The 16,345-nt window shown below is 68.0% G+C and carries 14 protein-coding genes and 1 tRNA gene; 10 read left to right on the top strand and 5 right to left on the bottom strand.

The genetic code is table 11. From position 1 onward, the window contains the following. Nucleotides 1–76: 76 nt before the first annotated feature. A complete protein-coding gene (locus ACR81A_RS13505) occupies nucleotides 77–1,336 on the bottom strand; it encodes a serine hydrolase domain-containing protein (RefSeq protein ID WP_202380636.1) in 1,260 nt (419 codons plus the stop codon). 198 nt (nucleotides 1,337–1,534) lie between these two features. Here ACR81A_RS13505 and ACR81A_RS13500 point away from each other — a divergent pair, with 198 nt between their 5' ends. Next, a complete protein-coding gene (locus ACR81A_RS13500; RefSeq protein ID WP_440312096.1) occupies nucleotides 1,535–2,614 on the top strand; it encodes a biliverdin-producing heme oxygenase in 1,080 nt (359 codons plus the stop codon). A gap of 119 nt (nucleotides 2,615–2,733) precedes the next feature. On the opposite strand, the gene ACR81A_RS13495 is transcribed toward ACR81A_RS13500, so the two are convergent. Both ACR81A_RS13495 and ACR81A_RS13490 read right to left on the bottom strand, forming a co-directional pair. Then, the gene (locus ACR81A_RS13495) at nucleotides 2,734–4,008 is read right to left on the bottom strand and encodes an AAA family ATPase (protein WP_202380637.1); all 1,275 of its coding nucleotides are present in this window, start codon (nucleotides 4,006–4,008) and stop codon (nucleotides 2,734–2,736) included. A gap of 41 nt (nucleotides 4,009–4,049) precedes the next feature. Further along, nucleotides 4,050–5,384, bottom strand: coding sequence for an MFS transporter (locus tag ACR81A_RS13490; RefSeq protein WP_440312095.1), 1,335 nt, complete (start codon nucleotides 5,382–5,384; stop codon nucleotides 4,050–4,052). A gap of 263 nt (nucleotides 5,385–5,647) precedes the next feature. Here ACR81A_RS13490 and dnaK point away from each other — a divergent pair, with 263 nt between their 5' ends. The 5 genes from dnaK to ACR81A_RS13465 all read left to right on the top strand — a co-directional run bounded on the left by dnaK (nucleotide 5,648) and on the right by ACR81A_RS13465 (nucleotide 10,759). Beyond that, nucleotides 5,648–7,510, top strand: a complete 1,863-nt coding sequence (gene dnaK / locus ACR81A_RS13485) for a molecular chaperone DnaK (protein ID WP_440312094.1) — start codon at nucleotides 5,648–5,650, stop codon at nucleotides 7,508–7,510. A 2-nt stretch (nucleotides 7,511–7,512) separates the two neighbouring features. Beyond that, nucleotides 7,513–8,118 (top strand): nucleotide exchange factor GrpE, encoded by a 606-nt coding sequence (locus ACR81A_RS13480; protein WP_202380641.1) that lies wholly within the window; start codon nucleotides 7,513–7,515, stop codon nucleotides 8,116–8,118. Continuing rightward, nucleotides 8,111–9,061, top strand: a complete 951-nt coding sequence (locus ACR81A_RS13475) for a DnaJ C-terminal domain-containing protein (RefSeq protein ID WP_202380642.1) — start codon at nucleotides 8,111–8,113, stop codon at nucleotides 9,059–9,061. Before ACR81A_RS13480 ends, ACR81A_RS13475 begins: the two co-directional genes overlap by 8 nt. A gap of 67 nt (nucleotides 9,062–9,128) precedes the next feature. Beyond that, nucleotides 9,129–9,551: a heat shock protein transcriptional repressor HspR gene (locus tag ACR81A_RS13470; RefSeq protein ID WP_237462171.1), complete on the top strand. Its 423-nt coding sequence runs from the start codon at nucleotides 9,129–9,131 to the stop codon at nucleotides 9,549–9,551. After that, the gene (locus tag ACR81A_RS13465; RefSeq protein WP_440312093.1) at nucleotides 9,539–10,759 is read left to right on the top strand and encodes a class I SAM-dependent methyltransferase; all 1,221 of its coding nucleotides are present in this window, start codon (nucleotides 9,539–9,541) and stop codon (nucleotides 10,757–10,759) included. Before ACR81A_RS13470 ends, ACR81A_RS13465 begins: the two co-directional genes overlap by 13 nt. On the opposite strand, the gene ACR81A_RS13460 is transcribed toward ACR81A_RS13465, so the two are convergent. Beyond that, a complete protein-coding gene (locus ACR81A_RS13460; RefSeq protein ID WP_440312092.1) occupies nucleotides 10,707–11,015 on the bottom strand; it encodes a helix-turn-helix domain-containing protein in 309 nt (102 codons plus the stop codon). The two genes, ACR81A_RS13465 and ACR81A_RS13460, sit on opposite strands and share 53 nt — an antisense overlap. Nucleotides 11,016–11,176: 161 nt before the next feature. Between ACR81A_RS13460 and ACR81A_RS13455 the strand changes: the two genes are divergently transcribed. The 3 genes from ACR81A_RS13455 (at nucleotide 11,177) to ACR81A_RS13445 (ending at nucleotide 15,115) form a co-directional block, all read left to right on the top strand. Next, nucleotides 11,177–12,427: an MFS transporter gene (locus ACR81A_RS13455; protein WP_440312091.1), complete on the top strand. Its 1,251-nt coding sequence runs from the start codon at nucleotides 11,177–11,179 to the stop codon at nucleotides 12,425–12,427. A 220-nt stretch (nucleotides 12,428–12,647) separates the two neighbouring features. Beyond that, the gene (locus ACR81A_RS13450; protein WP_440312090.1) at nucleotides 12,648–13,835 is read left to right on the top strand and encodes a glycosyltransferase; all 1,188 of its coding nucleotides are present in this window, start codon (nucleotides 12,648–12,650) and stop codon (nucleotides 13,833–13,835) included. A gap of 2 nt (nucleotides 13,836–13,837) precedes the next feature. Continuing rightward, entirely contained in the window at nucleotides 13,838–15,115 is a 1,278-nt protein-coding gene (locus tag ACR81A_RS13445) for a glycosyltransferase (protein ID WP_440312089.1), read from the top strand. Between the two features lie 21 nt (nucleotides 15,116–15,136). Here ACR81A_RS13445 and ACR81A_RS13440 read toward each other — a convergent pair whose 3' ends face one another. Then, the gene (locus tag ACR81A_RS13440; RefSeq protein ID WP_337248863.1) at nucleotides 15,137–15,742 is read right to left on the bottom strand and encodes a CHAP domain-containing protein; all 606 of its coding nucleotides are present in this window, start codon (nucleotides 15,740–15,742) and stop codon (nucleotides 15,137–15,139) included. Nucleotides 15,743–16,133: 391 nt separating this feature from the next. Between ACR81A_RS13440 and ACR81A_RS13435 the strand changes: the two genes are divergently transcribed. Continuing rightward, nucleotides 16,134–16,221 (top strand) — tRNA-Ser (locus tag ACR81A_RS13435). Nucleotides 16,222–16,345: the final 124 nt, after the last annotated feature.

Below are 16,345 nucleotides of genomic sequence, written 5' to 3'. Positions count from 1 at the left end.
ACCAACTATAGCAGGAAGCCCGGCCCCAAATCTCACGGCCGGGCGACGCACCGCGTGGCGCGCCGCCAGCCCGTCGCTACTGGCAGATCGCGCGCTCGGCGAGCGCCGCCGCCGAGTCTTCCGCAGACCAGGCCACCTCGGGTGCGGCGCCAGCTCCCGCCGCGATGGCGGTGAGCTGCAGGGCCAGCTGCTTCGCGAACTCTGCGCCCGCGGAGGAGTTGTTGAGCGCCACGACAACCGAGTAGCCCGACTCGGGATCGTGGTACGCGGCCGTGAGCGTGCCAGTGATCGCGCCAGCGCGACCGTAGAGCGGGCCGACCTTTTCCATGCCGAACGCCCACTGGCGGCCCTCGGTGTCGGGATCCTCGGTGGGGGTGCCCTTGTCGTCGCGCTTCGGGTTCTTCGTCGGCTGCAGCTCGGTGACCACGCCCGCGGACTTGCCGCCGAACGCGCCGTCGAGGTAGCTCTCGTAGAAGGCCTTCAGATCACCAACGGTGGTGACGGTTGCGCCAGCGCCGCCGAGCATTGTGGGGGAAACCTCGGGCACCGCAACCGGCTCAGCGTCGCAGACCGGCTTTCCACCGCTCATCGGGTAGGTGAGCGAGCCCAGCGTCGAGCCTGTCACCGTTGTCGCGTCGTCCTCGGGGTAGTACGAAGAACCCATCTTTGCCGGAGAGAACACGTGCTCCTCGAGCAGCTGCGGCATTTCCTCACCCGTCTTCACCTTGAGCACGCGCTCCAGGAGCACCGCGTTCGTGTCGGACTGGTGGAAGTCGAGGCCCGGCCACGACTCGGGGGAGTGCGCGAGGCCCTGCGCGAGCAGCTCCTGCTCGGGCCAGGGGCGCGTGGGGTTGTTCGCGAAGAGATCACCAAACGGGCCCTTGAAGTCGGCCACGCCGGAGCGCATGTCGCACAGCTGGCGGTAGGTGATGCCCTCGATACCCGACTGGCGGGTGAGATCCTTCGAGATCTCGCGGTCGAGATCGAGCTTGCCGGTGCCGACGAGGTCGAGCAGCAGCGCGCACATCACGGGCTGCGTCGCCTGCGCGCCGCGGATACGGCTGTTCCCGTCAACGGTGTCCGAGCCGAACCCCTGCACGTAGCTGCCACCGTCGCCGGAGCTCCACACGCCCACCACTGCCTCGGTGGACTTGCTGAGCGCGAGCGCGGACTCAACCGCGGTGTTGATGCTGCCAGCGAGGCCCTCGTCGATCGTGTTGACGTTGCCGGCGCCGGAGCCGCTCGTGCCGCCGGAGCAGCCGGTGAGGCCGAGGGCGGCGGCGGTAACGAGACCGACGAGTGCGAGGCCGGTGCGATGCGCACGTTTCAGGATCAAGCTCGACCGCCAATCTTCGCGGGATACCGCAGGGACTACAGAACAGTAGGGAAGTCTACTGCGTCGTGGGTGCGGAGGCGCTCAGGGAAGGGAGCGCAAGTCTGAGAACCGGCCATACATGAGATGTGGACCCGTGTAGCTGCCGTGAGAAACCGCACCAGCGCGCCGAAGTGAGGCTGCCCTTACTAGACTGATGTGGTGACGATCTTTACGGATAAAGTGGTGGCGGCTGTGACTGGGCACATGAACGGTGACCACACAGACGATAATCTCCTCATCGCGCGAGCCTTCGGGTACCCCGAGGCCATGGCCAGCACGATGGTCGGCGTGACGGGCGACGCGGGCGTATGGCGCGTGGTCGACCCCGCCGGTGAGCACGAGCTCTCAGTGGCGTGGCCCGCGGGGGCCATCTCGGAGCGCCCCGAGATCCGCCGCGAGGTGGTGGCGCTCTACAACGCGGCCTGCGAGAAGCTCGGCGTGCCCGCACGCGAAGAGCACGCGCCCGCTGCGGCAGCCGATCACCACCACGGCGGTCACGAGCACGGCGGCCACGAGCACGGGGCCCACCACGGCGGCGGTCACCACGGTGCTGGTCACCACGGCGGCACCGATGAGGTCGAGGACGGCGAGAAGCCGTTCTCACGCGTGATCCGCGAGAGCTCCTGGGGGGACCACTCCGACAGCGAGGGTGCCACCTTTATGGAGGACATCATGCGTGGCACGGGCACCCGCCAGGACTACATCGATCTCGTTGCTCAGCACTTCTTCATGTACGAAGCGCTTGAGGCTGCCTCCGAGCAGCTCGCGCAGGATCCCGCGTTCGCCGGCTTCCACCCGGGCGGACTCGTGCGCATGGCCGCGCTCGAGGAAGATCTCGCCCACCTGATCGGCGCCGACTGGCGTGAGCGCATCGCCCCGGTGCCCGCCACGGCGGCGTACGCGGCGCGAATTCGCGAGATCGCCGACGAGGGCTGGGCGGCCGGCATCGTCGCGCACCACTACACGCGCTACCTTGGCGACCTTTCGGGGGGCCAGATGATCGCGAAGCGCGTGGCGAAGCAGCACGAGCTCGAACACGCGGGCATCGCCTTCTACGACTTCGCGGGCCTCGGTTCGCTTGTGGACTTCAAGAACGCCTACCGCGCCGAGCTCGACGCGCTGGGCGAGCGGCTTGACGAGGCAGAGCGGGCACGCATGCTCGACGAGGTGCGCACGGCGTACGCGTTCAACACCGCGGTGTTTGTCGACCTCGGCGCAGCGAAGGCGGCGGCCGCCTAACTCCCGCAGACGCGGATCAGCACGCGCCGCCCGGCATTCTCGCCGGGCGGCGCGTGCTGCGTTGTGGGGCGCAGCGATCCCGATCCCGAGCTGTGTGAGGCGTGCAGCGGACGCGAGTGTTAGCCGCGGACCTCGCGGTTCTGCATGAAGCGGACCACGTTCGGGTCGACGATCACGTCGCGCGGCTGCAGTGGGCGCTGGAGGAAGAGACCATCGAGTGACCGCACGCGGCTGAGCGCAACGTAGGTCTGCCCCGCGCTGAACGCTCGCGGCCCGAGGTCGATTACGGCGGCGTCATAGGTGTGCCCCTGCGACTTGTGCACGGTGACTGCCCACGCGAGGCGCAGCGGGAACTGCTCGAACTCGGCGACGACCTCTTTCTCGAGTTTCTTCGTCTCGGCGTCGTAGCGGTAGCGGTAGCGCTCCCACACGGTCGGCTCGACCTCGTACTCCTCGTCGTCGACCTCCACCCACACGGTGCCGTCGACGCGGGAGACCGTGCCGATGGTGCCGTTCACCCAGCGACCGTCGGCGTCGTTGCGGAGGAACATGACCTGCGCGCCGGGCTTGAGCTCGAGTACCTCGTCAGCGGGGTAGGTGTTCTCGCGGAACTCGCCGTTGATCTCCGCGACCGCGCGCAGGGCGCCGCCGCGGATCTCTGCGAGCCGCTCGGCGTTGATGCGGTTGACGGTCGCGTTCGTGGTCGCGAGCGTGATGACGTCGCGCGGGGCGGGGCGGGCACCCGCTGCGTTCAGCTCTTCCGCCTGGTCGGCAGTGACGACACCGTGGCGCACGGCGCCGAGGATCTGCTTGAAGCGGTCGTCGCGCTGGCGGTGCACCTCGACCAGCTCGATCGTTGCGAGCTCGGCGTCCTGCCACACATTCGCGTCAAAGAACCAGAGCGAGCGGTACGTATCGGCGAAGTAGGCCCGCTCGTGCGGGTCGCGCGGCGGCACGGGGGGCAGCTGATAGGGATCCCCGAACATGATGATCTGGGCGCCGCCGAACGGGTCGTGCCGCTTGCCCCGTGCCTGGCGGAGTGAACGGTCGATCGCGTCCATCAGGTCGGCCGACACCATGGAGATCTCGTCGATCACGAGCGTATCGATCGAGGCGAGCATCTTCTTGAGCTCGGCTGGCTGATCGAGCTCCTGGTCTGCGATCACTCCCGTGGGCAGTCGCAGCAGTGAGTGGATGGTTTGGCCGCCGACGTTGAGCGCGGCGACGCCCGTGGGAGCGCAGACCGCGATGATCTTGCTGGTGTTCCACGCGAGGTGGTTCAGAATCGTGGATTTGCCCGTTCCCGCGCGGCCTGTCACGAAAATGTGCTCACGCGTGTGCTCGATCCGCTCGTAGACGGAGAGCTGCTCGGGGGAAAGAGGGGGGCGGGCCACCGATCCAGGTTAGCGGCTTGCGGCCTGGACCGGGGCTCGGGTCATGCTGCCGTGGAGGCTGCGACTGCGTCGCGCTGGGTGCGGACCGGAAGGAGCAGGATCAACCCGACGATCAGCACGAGCGCGATGCCGAGAATGCCGAAGATTGCGGCGCCGCCGAGCGCCACCGTCAGAGTGAAGGCGCCGGGGGAGAGGAACGATACCGCGCGCCCCGTCGTGGCGTAGAGCCCGAAGATCTCGCCCTCGCGGCCAGCGGGAATGAGGCGGGTGAGGAAGGTGCGGCTCGCCGACTGCACCGGCCCCACAAAGATGCACAGCAGGAGACCGAACACCCAGAACACCCACGTGCCGAGGTCGGCAAGGATGAAGACGAGCAGCGCCGAGAGGATCATGCAGGCGAGCGACCACATCATGATCGGCTTGGCGCCGATCCGGTCTTCCGCGAAGCCCGCCACGATCGTTGCGAGTCCTGCCACCACGTTCGCGGCGATGGCGAAGATGATCACGGTGGTGGCGTCGAAGCCGAAGCTACGCGCGGCAATCACGCCGCCGAAGGTGAAGACGCCGGCGAGACCGTCACGGAACACTGCGCTCGCGACGAGGAAGAACAGGGTCTGGCGTGCGTTGCGCCAGAGGTCCCCGATTGTGCGGAACAGGGTGCCGTACGCGGTGACGACGCCACGGACACCCGGCTTACGTGCGGGGTCGGCGGCGATCTCTGGCACCGCGAAGAAGACCGGGATCGCGCTCAGGGCGAACCAGGCTGCCGACACCAGCATCGCGACGCGGATGTTCCACCCGCCCTCGTGTGTCACGCCGAACCAGCCGGGGTCGGGGAAGATGAAGCCGACGAGCAGGATCGCGAGCAGCACGATGCCGCCGAGGTAGCCCATGCCCCAACCAAAGCCGGAGACGCGGCCGACGTTCGCGTTGGTGGAGACCTGGCTCAGCATGGCGTTGTAGCTGACGGTGGCGAACTCGAATGCCACGTTGCCGATCGCGAGCAGCACGAGGCCGAGCATCAGGTAGTTCGGCTCGGGGGCCACGAGTGCGAGGAGCGCGGTGCAGCCGACGGTGATCGCGGTGGTGATGCCAAGCCACAGCTTGCGGCGGCCGGCGGCATCGGAGAGCTGGCCCGTGATGGGAGCGATGAGCGCCACGACGACACCGGCGATCAGCAGCGCGGTGCCGAGCTGCGCCGTGACCTCGTGCTCGGGCCCAAACGCCGGCTGCGTGATGTAGACGCCGAAGACAAAGGTGGTGACGACGGCTTGGAACGCCGCAGAGCCCCAATCCCACATCGACCACGCAAGGATGCGGCCTTTGCCGGCCGGGGGAGTCGCAGCGGGAGGGACGACCGGCGCGGTTTCGCTCATGCTGCTCACAGTACTGGCTCCGCGGCCTGTGCGGGAGGGAAACTCGGGGCGCAGCGGTTGCTGATCAGGGGGAATCTGGCCAGGATGTGGCTGAATCCTGAAAGTTGAGTGTGATTGGCTCAAGTTTTGGTGAATCGACTTGACTCGCTGGAGTGGCTCGGTAAACTTGAGTGCATCAGGCTCAAGGTCGGTGGATCCGATCCCGAGCGACCAGACCGCGGTGCCACACACGGCGCCGAACACACCAACACGAAGGAGCGCACATGTCACGTGCAGTCGGTATCGACCTCGGCACCACGAACTCGGTGGTTGCCGTTCTTGAGGGCGGCGAGCCCACCGTCATCGCTAACGCGGAAGGCTTCCGCACCACCCCCTCGATCGTCGCGTTCACGAAGGATGGCGAGGTGCTCGTCGGCGAGACCGCCAAGCGCCAGGCCGTCACCAACGTCGATCGTACGATCGCCTCCGTCAAGCGCCACATGGGCACCGACTGGAAGAGCGACGACATCGACGGCAAGCGCTACACCGCGCAGGAGATCAGCGCGCGTACGCTCATGAAGCTGAAGCGCGACGCTGAGACCTACCTCGGCGACAAGGTCACCGACGCCGTCATTACCGTGCCCGCGTACTTCAACGACGCCGAGCGCCAGGCGACGAAGGAAGCCGGTGAGATCGCCGGCCTCAACGTGCTTCGCATCATCAACGAGCCCACCGCTGCGGCACTCGCGTACGGCCTCGACAAGGGCAAGGAAGACGAGCTCATCCTGGTCTTCGACCTCGGTGGCGGCACCTTCGACGTGTCCCTCCTCGAGGTGGGCAAGGATGACGACTTCTCCACCATCCAGGTGCGCGCAACCTCGGGCGACAACCGCCTCGGCGGCGACGACTGGGATCAGCGCGTGGTGGATTATCTCGCTGCGCAGTTCAAGGCGTCGACCGGCGTTGACGTCTCCGGCGACAAGATCGCCCTGCAGCGCCTCAAGGAGGCCGCAGAGCAGGCCAAGAAGGAGCTCTCGAACTCGATGAGCGCCCAGGTGCAGCTGCCCTACCTCTCGCTCACCGAGAACGGGCCGGCGAACCTCGACGAGACGCTCACCCGCGCGAAGTTCGAAGAGCTCACGAAGGATCTCCTCGAGCGCACCCGCAAGCCGTTCCAGGACGTTATCGCTGAGGCGGGCGTCAAGGTCGGCGACATCGCGCACGTGGTGCTCGTCGGTGGCTCGACCCGTATGCCCGCCGTCACCGAGCTCGTGAAGCAGCTCACCGGTGGCCGCGAGCCCAACAAGGGCGTCAACCCGGATGAGGTCGTCGCTGTCGGCGCCGCACTCCAGGCCGGCGTGCTGAAGGGTGAGCGCAAGGACGTGCTGCTCATCGACGTCACCCCCCTGTCTCTCGGTATCGAGACCAAGGGTGGCATCATGACGAAGCTCATCGAGCGCAACACGGCCATCCCCACGAAGCGCTCCGAGACCTTCACCACCGCTGAGGACAGCCAGCCGTCGGTCGCCATCCAGGTGTTCCAGGGCGAGCGCGAGTTCACCCGCGACAACAAGAACCTGGGTACCTTCGAGCTGACCGGCATCGCCCCGGCTCCCCGCGGCATCCCGCAGATCGAGGTCACCTTCGATATCGACGCCAACGGCATCGTGCAGGTGTCCGCGAAGGACAAGGGCACCGGCAAGGAGCAGACGATCACCATCTCCGGTGGCTCGACGCTCTCGAAGGAAGACATCGAGCGCATGGTGCGCGAGGCCGAGGAGCACGCAGCCGAGGACAAGCAGCGCCGTGAGGCAGCGGAGCAGCGCAACAACGCTGAGCAGCTCGCCTACTCCGTGGAGAAGCTGATCTCGGAGAACGAGGACAAGCTCCCCGAGGACATCAAGACCGAGGTGCAGGGCGACCTGGACGCGCTGAAGCAGGCGCTGGCCGGCGAGGACGAGGCTGCCGTGAAGACCGCCTCCGAGAAGCTCAGCCAGAGCCAGTCGAAGCTCGGCGAGGCGATCTACGCCGCGGCACAGGCTGAGCAGCCCACAGCGGACGGTGCCGACGCATCGAACGATGACGACGTGGTGGACGCCGAGGTCGTTGAGGACGACGAGTCCGAGAACACCGGAGAGCAGAAGTAACCATGACGAACAAGGAACAGCACACCCCGGGCTCGGACGACGAGTTCACCGGGAGTGAGGTTCCTGCTGCGGGGTCGGAGGCGAATGCCTCCGGCCCCGAGCCGCAGCAGGAGGACCTCACGGTCGACGACATCCTGAACGCGGAGCAGAGCGATGCCGCTGCGGGCGCGGACGCTGAGGCGGGCGAGGCAGAGAACCCCTACCTGGAGGATCTCCGCCGGCTCACCGCAGAGTACGCGAACTACCGCAAGCGCACCGAGGCAAATGCCGTGCTCGAGAAGCAGCGAGCCATCGCAGCGGCGGTGACCCCGCTCCTGTCGGTGCTCGATGACCTTGATCGGGCCGAGCAGCACGGCGATCTGACCGAGGGCAGCGCTTTCGCGACGATCGGGCAGAAGCTGCGCAGCACGCTTGAGCGCTTCGGCCTCTCGAGCTTCGGTGAGAAGGGTGAGCCCTTCGACCCGCAGGTGCACGAGGCCATCGCGCAGGTGCCCGTGCCCGGCACCGAGCAGGACACGGTCCTGGACGTAATCGAGCGGGGGTACCGACTCGGCGATGTTGAGCTGCGCCCCGCCAAGGTAGCGGTGGCGGTGGGGGCAGATGGCTAGTCAGGATTGGCTCGATAAGGACTTCTACCAAATCCTTGGTGTCTCGAAGACGGCGAGCGATGCGGAGCTGAAGAAGACCTACCGCAAGCTCGCACGCACCTATCACCCGGACTCGAATCCGGGCGACGCGGCTGCGGAAGCGAAGTTTAAGGAGATCAGCGAGGCCTACTCGGTGCTCTCCGACGCTGAGCAGCGCGCCGAGTACGATCAGATTCGCGCCATGGGTGCGGGCGGCGCGCGCTTCACCTCCGGTGGCGGCGCGCAAGGCTTCGAGGACGTCTTCGGCGGCATGTTCGGCGGCGGCGGGCGTGGCCAGCAGTACGGCTTCCAGCAGGGCGGCGGCCAGGGCTTCGAGGACATCTTTGGGATGTTTGGCGGAGCGCAGCGCGGCCCCCAGCCGGGACGCGATGTGCAGGCCTCAACGACGCTCGACTTCGAGACTGCCGTGCACGGCAAGACGGTTACTCTCCAGGCGCCGACTGGCACCGTGAAGGTGAAGATCCCGGCTGGCGTGTCCGACGGGCAGAAGATCAAGGTGCGTGGCAAGGGCGAGCCCAGTCCGAACGGCGGGCAGCCAGGGGACATCATCCTCACGGTTGCTGTGCGTAAGCACCCCGTCTTCGAGCGCGAGGGCAACAACCTGCGTCTCAAGCTGCCGATCACCTTCTCCGAGGCGGCACTCGGCGCAACGGTCGAGGTGCCAACGCTGGGCGGCGACCCCGTCAGGCTGAAGGTGCAGCCGGGCACTCCGAGCGGGCGCGTCCTGCGCGTGAAGGGCCGCGGCGTGAAGACCGCCAAGGCGACGGGCGATCTCCTCGCGGAGGTGCAGGTCGTCGTTCCGAGCCACCTTTCCGCGGAGGCGAAGGCAGCGCTTGAAGCCTTCCGTGATGTTGAATCGGATGAAAACCCGCGCGAGGATCTCCTCGCACGTGCACGCAGCTAGCGTGCCGGGCCGGCCGCCACGTGCGGCCGGCCCACTCACACCACCCGGGACGAGAGGACAGCACATCATGGCGACACCCCAGATGGATCGCTTCACGCCCGTTTTTGCGATTGCGGCAGCAGCGGAGCTCGCCGAGATGCATCCCCAGACGCTGCGGCAGTACGACCGCATCGGACTGGTTTCCCCCCAGCGCACGCGCGGGAACACTCGCCGCTACTCGCTGCACGACGTCTCCCGGCTGCGCGAGGTGGCACGGCTGTCGGCCGAGGGCCTGAGCCTTGAGGGCATCCGCCGCGTGTTGCAGCTCGAGGACCGCGTGGAGCAGTTGCAGCACCAAGTGCGCGAACTTGAACGGGCGCTCTCTGAGGAGCGCATGCAGCGACCCGATCGGCGCGTGTTCGCTGCGGGCGGCGCGGGCGGCGAAGTGGTGACCCTCCGCCGGGGCACCCGTGTGCGCCGCAACGCGGAAGTGGTTGTGTGGAAGCCCTAACCGGGGCCGCAGACTTCTTCGCCCGGCTCTCGCGGGAGCCCGACTTTGACGCGGAGGAGCTGCAGGCGCACGACGCGACCGACGAGCTGCTACTCAGCACAGCAGCGGACGAGATCCGCGCGCTGCAGCCGGGTGAGCTCGTGGTGATCGGTGACCGCCACGGCGCGCTCACGCTCGGCGCGGCCGAGCTGCTCGGCGCCCGCGGAATTCGAGTGTTCCAGGACCCGGTGCTCGGCGAGCGCGCGCTGCACCGCAACGCAGAGCGGCTGGGGATCCCGGCCGGCGCTGATGGTGCGTTCGTCTCGCACCCGCTTGATGCGTCGTTGCTCGCTGGGGCACGGCTGGTGCTCGTGCAGTTGCCGCGCGGGCTTGACGCGCTTGACGAGATCGCGTGGTCCATCGCGGCCTGGGCTCACCCCGAGGTGCACGTGTTCGCTGGCGGCCGTGTGAAACACATGACCCTCGCAATGAACGAAGTACTCGGCCGACGCTTCGCCGAGGTGTCCGCGGGCCTCGCCCGACGGAAGTCTCGGGTGCTCACTGCGCGCGCGCCGCTCGCCCCCGACGCGCTCGGCTCGGCACCGTTCCCACGGTTCGGAGAAGACGCAGATCTTGCGTTCCCCGTCGCGGCCTTCGGCGCAACGTTCGGCGGCCCCACGCTCGACCACGGGAGCCGTCTGCTGCTCTCAGGTCTCGGCAACGTGTCACCCGGCGTGCGGCGCATCGTCGATCTCGGCTGTGGCAACGGTGTGCTCGGGGTCTCGGCCGCCCGCGCGTGGCCGGCCGCCCACGTCATCGCGACCGACCAGTCGGCCGCGGCGCAGCGCGCCACCACACTCACCGCAGATCGCGCGGGTGTGCTCGCCACGGGCTGCGCGCACGGCGCAGACACCGACCCCGCCGGCCTCTGCGTACATCGCGCGGACGCGCTCGAGGTGGTGCCCGATGGCTGGGCGGAACTGATCCTGCTCAATCCGCCGTTTCACACCGGCGCGACAGTGCACGCCGGCGTGGCACACCGGCTCATCGAGGCCTGCACGCGCGCGCTCGCGCCGGGTGGCGAGCTGCGCATCGTGTTCAACTCGCACCTGCGCTATCGCACGCTCGTTGAGCGCGCAATTGGTCCGGCCACGCAGATCGCGCGGGATCGAACGTTTACGGTTCTGTCTGCTCGTGCGCCCGCGCTTGGATCAGGTCGCGCGCGGTAAGCCGGTGCGATCGACTCCCGTAGTCGTCGGGGGTCACACCGGTGATCAGACTGCCTGGTTCAACACTCAGGGCAGTGGCGAGACGCACGAGTGTCTCAACGGTGGGGCTGGAGACCCCACGCTCGATCTTGCCGATAGTGGTCCAATTAATTTCGGAGAGTTCGCCCAAATCTTCCTGCGAAATGCCGAGCTCCAGGCGGACCGCGCGAATCTGCTTGCCGATCTTGGCGGCTGCGGGCGAGTGGATCCTGGACACCTTTCCAGCGTGGACTCATCAGGCATTCATCACCAGAGCGTCAACGCATAGTGAAAAAAGGCCGCATCGCGGTGATGTGGTGCATGCCTGCTTTTCGGGCGTCACGCTGGGCACAATGTGCATCGCGCCTCGGGCACACAGAGCAATAGTCTGGACCCCCTATGACGAATCCGACGCGCACCCTGCTCACGCGGATGGCACCGAGCATCTACGGTCCCACCATCCTCTTCACGCTGGGCCAGAACGCGCTCATGCCGCTCATCCCCGTAATCGCGGTGGGGATGGGCGCGAGCCTCGCGCTGTCCGGGGTCATCGCGTCGGCGCTCGTTGTCGGCCAGCTGCTCGGCAACCTCCCGGCCGGGTGGGTGGTGTCGCGCGCGGGAGAGCGCATCGCGATGCTTCTTGCGAGTGGGGTGGCGCTGCTTGGGGCCCTGGGGGTGGCGCTCGCACCCACTCCTGGGCTGCTCGGCATCGCCGTGCTGGTGATCGGCTTCGCCGCGGCCACATTCGGGCTCGCGCGGCACTCCTTTATGACGACGCGCGTGCCGGTGACCTTCCGCGCCCGGGCACTCTCGCTTATTGGTGGGTCGCATCGGCTCGGTCGCTTCGCCGGGCCATTCCTCGCGGCGGCGCTCCTCAGCCTCACCGGTTCCGCTACCGCGCCGGTGTGGGCGTTCGTCGTGTGCCTTGCGCTCGTTGCCGCGCTCGTGTGGTTCGCGCCCGATCCCGAGCGGGTGCTCCCGGCCGCACCCGCTCCTTCCCCCGCGGCTGGGGTCGCCGCCGCGCCCACCAGCGTCCGCGCCGCGATTCGCGGGCACAGTGCGCCGCTCCTGCGCGTCGGCGGCTCTGCGGCAGTGCTCTCAGGCCTTCGCACAGTGAAGGATGTGCTGCTGCCGCTCTGGGGTGTCTCGATTGGCCTCGACGCCTCGGCGGTGGCCCTAGTCATGGGAATCTGCGGCACGGTCGACTTCGCACTCTTCTACCTGAGCGGCCAGGTGATGGACCGCTTCGGGCGGCTCTGGGCCGCGCTCCCCGCCACGATTGGCATGGCCGTTGCGTTCGTCACCCTCTCATTTACGCACGAACTGCCGAACGCCGCGGCGTGGCTGATCGGCTGCGCCGTGGTGATTGGCCTCGGCAACGGCCTCTCGAGCGGGATCGTGCTGACGCTTGGCGCGGACCTCGCGCCGCAGGCACACCCCGCCCCATTCCTCTCTGCCTGGCGCACGCTCGTCGATCTCGGCGGCGCGGCCGCCCCGCTCGCCATCTCTGCGCTGGCAGCCACCTCGCTTCCGCTCGCGGCCGGAGCAGTGGGCGCACTCGCGGTGCTCGGCGCCGCCGGCTTTGCGCGCTGGGTGCCCCGGTACATTCCCCGCGCGCGGCCCGGCACCGAGCCGAAACGGCCGCACTGATTCGGCGCATCGATCCCGCGCCGCGTAGCTCCCAGGGGTGAGCTACGGCGCCGAATGCGCGCACTGACGTAGCACCTGGGTACCGACTTCACTCACTTCAGTGCCAGAGAAGCGCCAGAACGGCCGTTCCGGGGCGACTTCGCCCAGCGGGTTGCCTAAACTTGAGCGTGTTCGCCCACCGGCGTTCATCCTCTCCCCGACCGAAGGACTCCCGCACACCGTGAGCACCACTGAGCGTCCGGCCCCGCTTCGCATCCTGATCGGCTGCGACACCTTCCTCCCCGACGTGAACGGCGCAGCCCGTTTCGCTGAGCGCCTTGCCGCTGGCCTCGTCCGCCGGGGCGATGATGTGCACGTGGTCGCGCCGTCCGTGGGCCACAGCAACACGGGGAGCTTCCTGGAGACCATCGAGGGCGAGCAGATGACCGTGCACCGCTGGGCCAGCTGGCGCTGGTACCCGCACGACTGGCTGCGCTTCGTGTTGCCGTGGCGCGCCCGCGGCTACGCCCGCAAGCTGCTCGACCGCGTGCGCCCCGATGTGATCCACATCCAGTCGCACATCGTGATCGGCCGGGCCCTCGCGAAGGAGGGGGCAAAGCGCGGCATTCGCATCGTGGCGACCAACCACGTGATGCCCGAGAATGTGCTCGATTTCACTCTCTTGCCCGAGCGGGCGAAGCGCCTCTTCGTGCGCTGGGGATGGCGCGACGCCGACCGCGTGCTGCGGCATGCGGCCGAGGTGACCACGCCCACGCGCCGCGCCGCCGACTTCCTCGAGCGCAACACGCACCGCCGCGGGGTGCTACCGGTGAGCTGCGGCCTGCGCGCTACGGACTACACCGCCGACCTCTCGCCGCGCACCGAACACAAGCTCGTGTTCGTCGGCCGCGTGACCCTCGAGAAGGAGATCGACGTGATCTTGCGCGCGATCCCGCTCATGGATCCCGAACTGCGGGTGAGCTTCACGATTGTGGGCGACGGCGATCAGCGCAAGAACCTCGAGAAGCTCGCGGGCGAGCTCGGCATCCGGGATCGTGTGCACTTCACCGGCCGCGTGACGGACGCTGAACTGCGCGCCCACCTCACCGAGGCGAGCGTGTTCGTTATCGCCTCGATCGCCGAGCTGCAGTCGATCGCCACGATGGAGGCGATGGCCTCCGGGCTGCCGATCGTGGCCGCCGACGCGATGGCCCTGCCGCACCTCGTGCACGAGGGCGAGAATGGCTACCTGTTCCAGCCCGGCTACGACCGTGAGCTCGCGGAACGCGTCGAGAAGATCCTGCGCCTCTCGCCCGAGGAGTACCGGAAGATGCAGGAAGCCTCGCTCGAGGCGGTTCAGGTGCACGACATCGACCGCACGCTCGACACTTTTGAGGCGCTGTACCGCGGCGAGACCCCCGCGAGCTGATCATGCACGTGCTCGTCGTCACAGACCAGCACCCCGACTCGCTGGGCGGGGTGCAGGTGGCGATCCGGTTGCAGCGCCAGGCTCTGGAGCGCCTGGGGCACCGGGTGACCATCGTGGCCCCCGAGCTGCACCGTGCCGGATACGAGATGGCAGAAGCGGATCGCGAGGCGTACCTCGACCTCCCCTCGCGCCCCATTACGCGAGATCGTGAGTACGGCATCACCTGGCCCGGCGCACGCACGGACCGGGCGCTTGCCGCGCGGCTCGCACAGCTGCCGCCGGTGGATCTCGTGCACGTGCAGGGCGACTTCTGGGGTGCGATGATCGGGATCCGGGCTGCCCGTGGGCTCCGCGTGCCCATTGTGCACACCATGCACAACCACGTGGACGCGGGCACGCGCGCGGTGACACCGTTCGCCCCCGTCGCGTTCCAGGCGCTGCGTGCGTGGCGCTTCCTCGCGCTCGGGAAGCCGCGTGGCGGCGTATCGCGCAGCTCACGTGGTGCGTGGCGCTTCCTCGCGGAACTCGCCGCGGACGCCGCGGTGGTCACCGCGCCGTCCGCGCACTTTGCCGCGGAGTTGCGCGCGCATTCGGTGACCGCCAACGTGCGAGTTACTCCGGGCGGAGTCGACGACCGGGCAATCGCCGCGGCCCGAGCCGTGCCGCGCGCACCGCGGACGCGCCCGCGCCTCGTGTGGCTCGGGCGAATGAGCCAGGAGAAGCGCATTCTCGAGTTCATCGACGCGATCGCGGAGGCCGACATCGACGCCGACATCGCGCTACACGGCGCCGGGCTGCTGCTGCCGCGCGTGCGCGAGCGGATCGTGGCGCACGGCCTGGGCGATCGCGTGACGATCCCGGGGCCGGTTCCCTACGCGCAGGCGCTCGCCGCGATGCGGGATGCTGATGCCCTGGTGCAGACCTCGATGGGCTTCGAAACCCAGGGGCTCACGCCGTTCGAGGCCGCCGCGCTGGGCACCCCGACGATCTTCTGCGACCCGAACATCGCTGACGATGTCGCGGTGCAGCCGGAGTGGCGCGTACCTGCGGGGAACGTGAGTGCGCTCGCGGACACCCTGCGTGGCGCCGTGGCAGAGCTGCGTGCGGGGCTCAGCGATCCCGATCTGAGGGAAGCCGAGGCCGCTGCGGGCGGATCGTCCGAACGTGCGTCAGCGGGCCCCCTGCGCGTTGCTGAGGCCGATGGGGATCGATTCCTGCAGTCGGCGCAGAGCCGCGTGATGCTCGAGGCGTACGCCGCGGCGCTCGCCGAGCGCGCGTAACCGCCTCGCGGCGAACGAAGTTTAGAAGCGCCAGACGGCGGCCTGGAAGCCGGCGGGGGGCTGTGGCGTCCAGTTCTTCTCCTCGGTCACGAGGCCAGAGCCGCCGGGGCTGTTCGACTGCACGATGGTGAAGGTGCCGTCGTCGTTCACGTCGGTGATGAGGACGGTGTGGACGCCCGTCACCCAGGACGTGGGGGAGCTCGCGTATTCGTACTGAATGATGTCGCCGGGGGCCGCGGTCTCGAGCGTCATGCGGCTCGCGCCCGTGTAGTTGGCCACGGGGTCGCCGCCGCCGGTCCACGCACCGCCACCGGCCTTGATCCAGCGCTGGGCGGACATGATGCACTCACCCGGCTGGCTCCAGCCGGTAGGGCGGCTCGTGCCGATTTCGCTCTCCGCAAGCGCGATCGTCGCGGCAACGTCGAAGCCGTGGGGCACCTGGGCGACCTCTTCGATGTGCAGCACCGAGTCGATGCTCTCACCGGCAAGGCCAGCGCCCGTTGTGTCGAGAGTCTGCGAGACCGTCGTTGCGGGAAGAACCGCCGCGGGAGAAAAATCCTCGACCGGGGGTGCTGCCACCGCGGGAGCGGCCCCCAGCGCGAAGGTGACTGAAGCAACCAAGCTCACAATAAAAGCTTTGGCAGAAACATTCACGCGTTACACTCCGGGGGTTGTCCAACAAAAAGCGCCGGGACTGGGCCCGAGCGCCTCACCCAGTATGCGTTACCGTTCCGTTACGTTCAAGTCTTCCTCCCTCGTTTGAGGGAGTCTGGGCGCGAATCGTGGGGTGCGATCCCAATGCTCGTAACGATGTTCGCTGCTCAAGAAATTCGCAGGAAAATCCATCGCGGAGGGGGATTTGCGGAGCGAAATCCGGGTGCAAGTAACGAAAAGCGTTGCGTTCCGGGGGCCCATTCGGGGTCTCGGCGCGTGTCTCGCGCCTCGCCGGGGGTGCGCCCGGTTCGGTGGAGCCGCGTGAACACGCTAGACTGGTACGCGCTGGCTTTCGAGCCAGTGAGGAGGATTCGCCTAGCGGCCTATGGCGCACGCCTGGAACGCGTGTTGGGTTCACGCCCTCGGGGGTTCAAATCCCCCATCCTCCGCCACATGAGAAAGCCCCTGCTTCGGCAGGGGCTTTCTGCGTTTCTGCGGCCCACTGGTAAGTGCAGTTGCCGCTCCGGCCTACTCAGGCGTCACCGCTCAACTCGGTGTTCTGCGCGGGGAACTCCG

The organism is Leucobacter chromiireducens (assembly GCF_051993095.1).
In the GTDB taxonomy this organism is placed as follows: domain Bacteria; phylum Actinomycetota; class Actinomycetes; order Actinomycetales; family Microbacteriaceae; genus Leucobacter; species Leucobacter chromiireducens.
The sequence above is the reverse complement of the archived record's forward strand: the minus strand, read 5'-3'. Positions and strand labels throughout refer to the sequence as shown.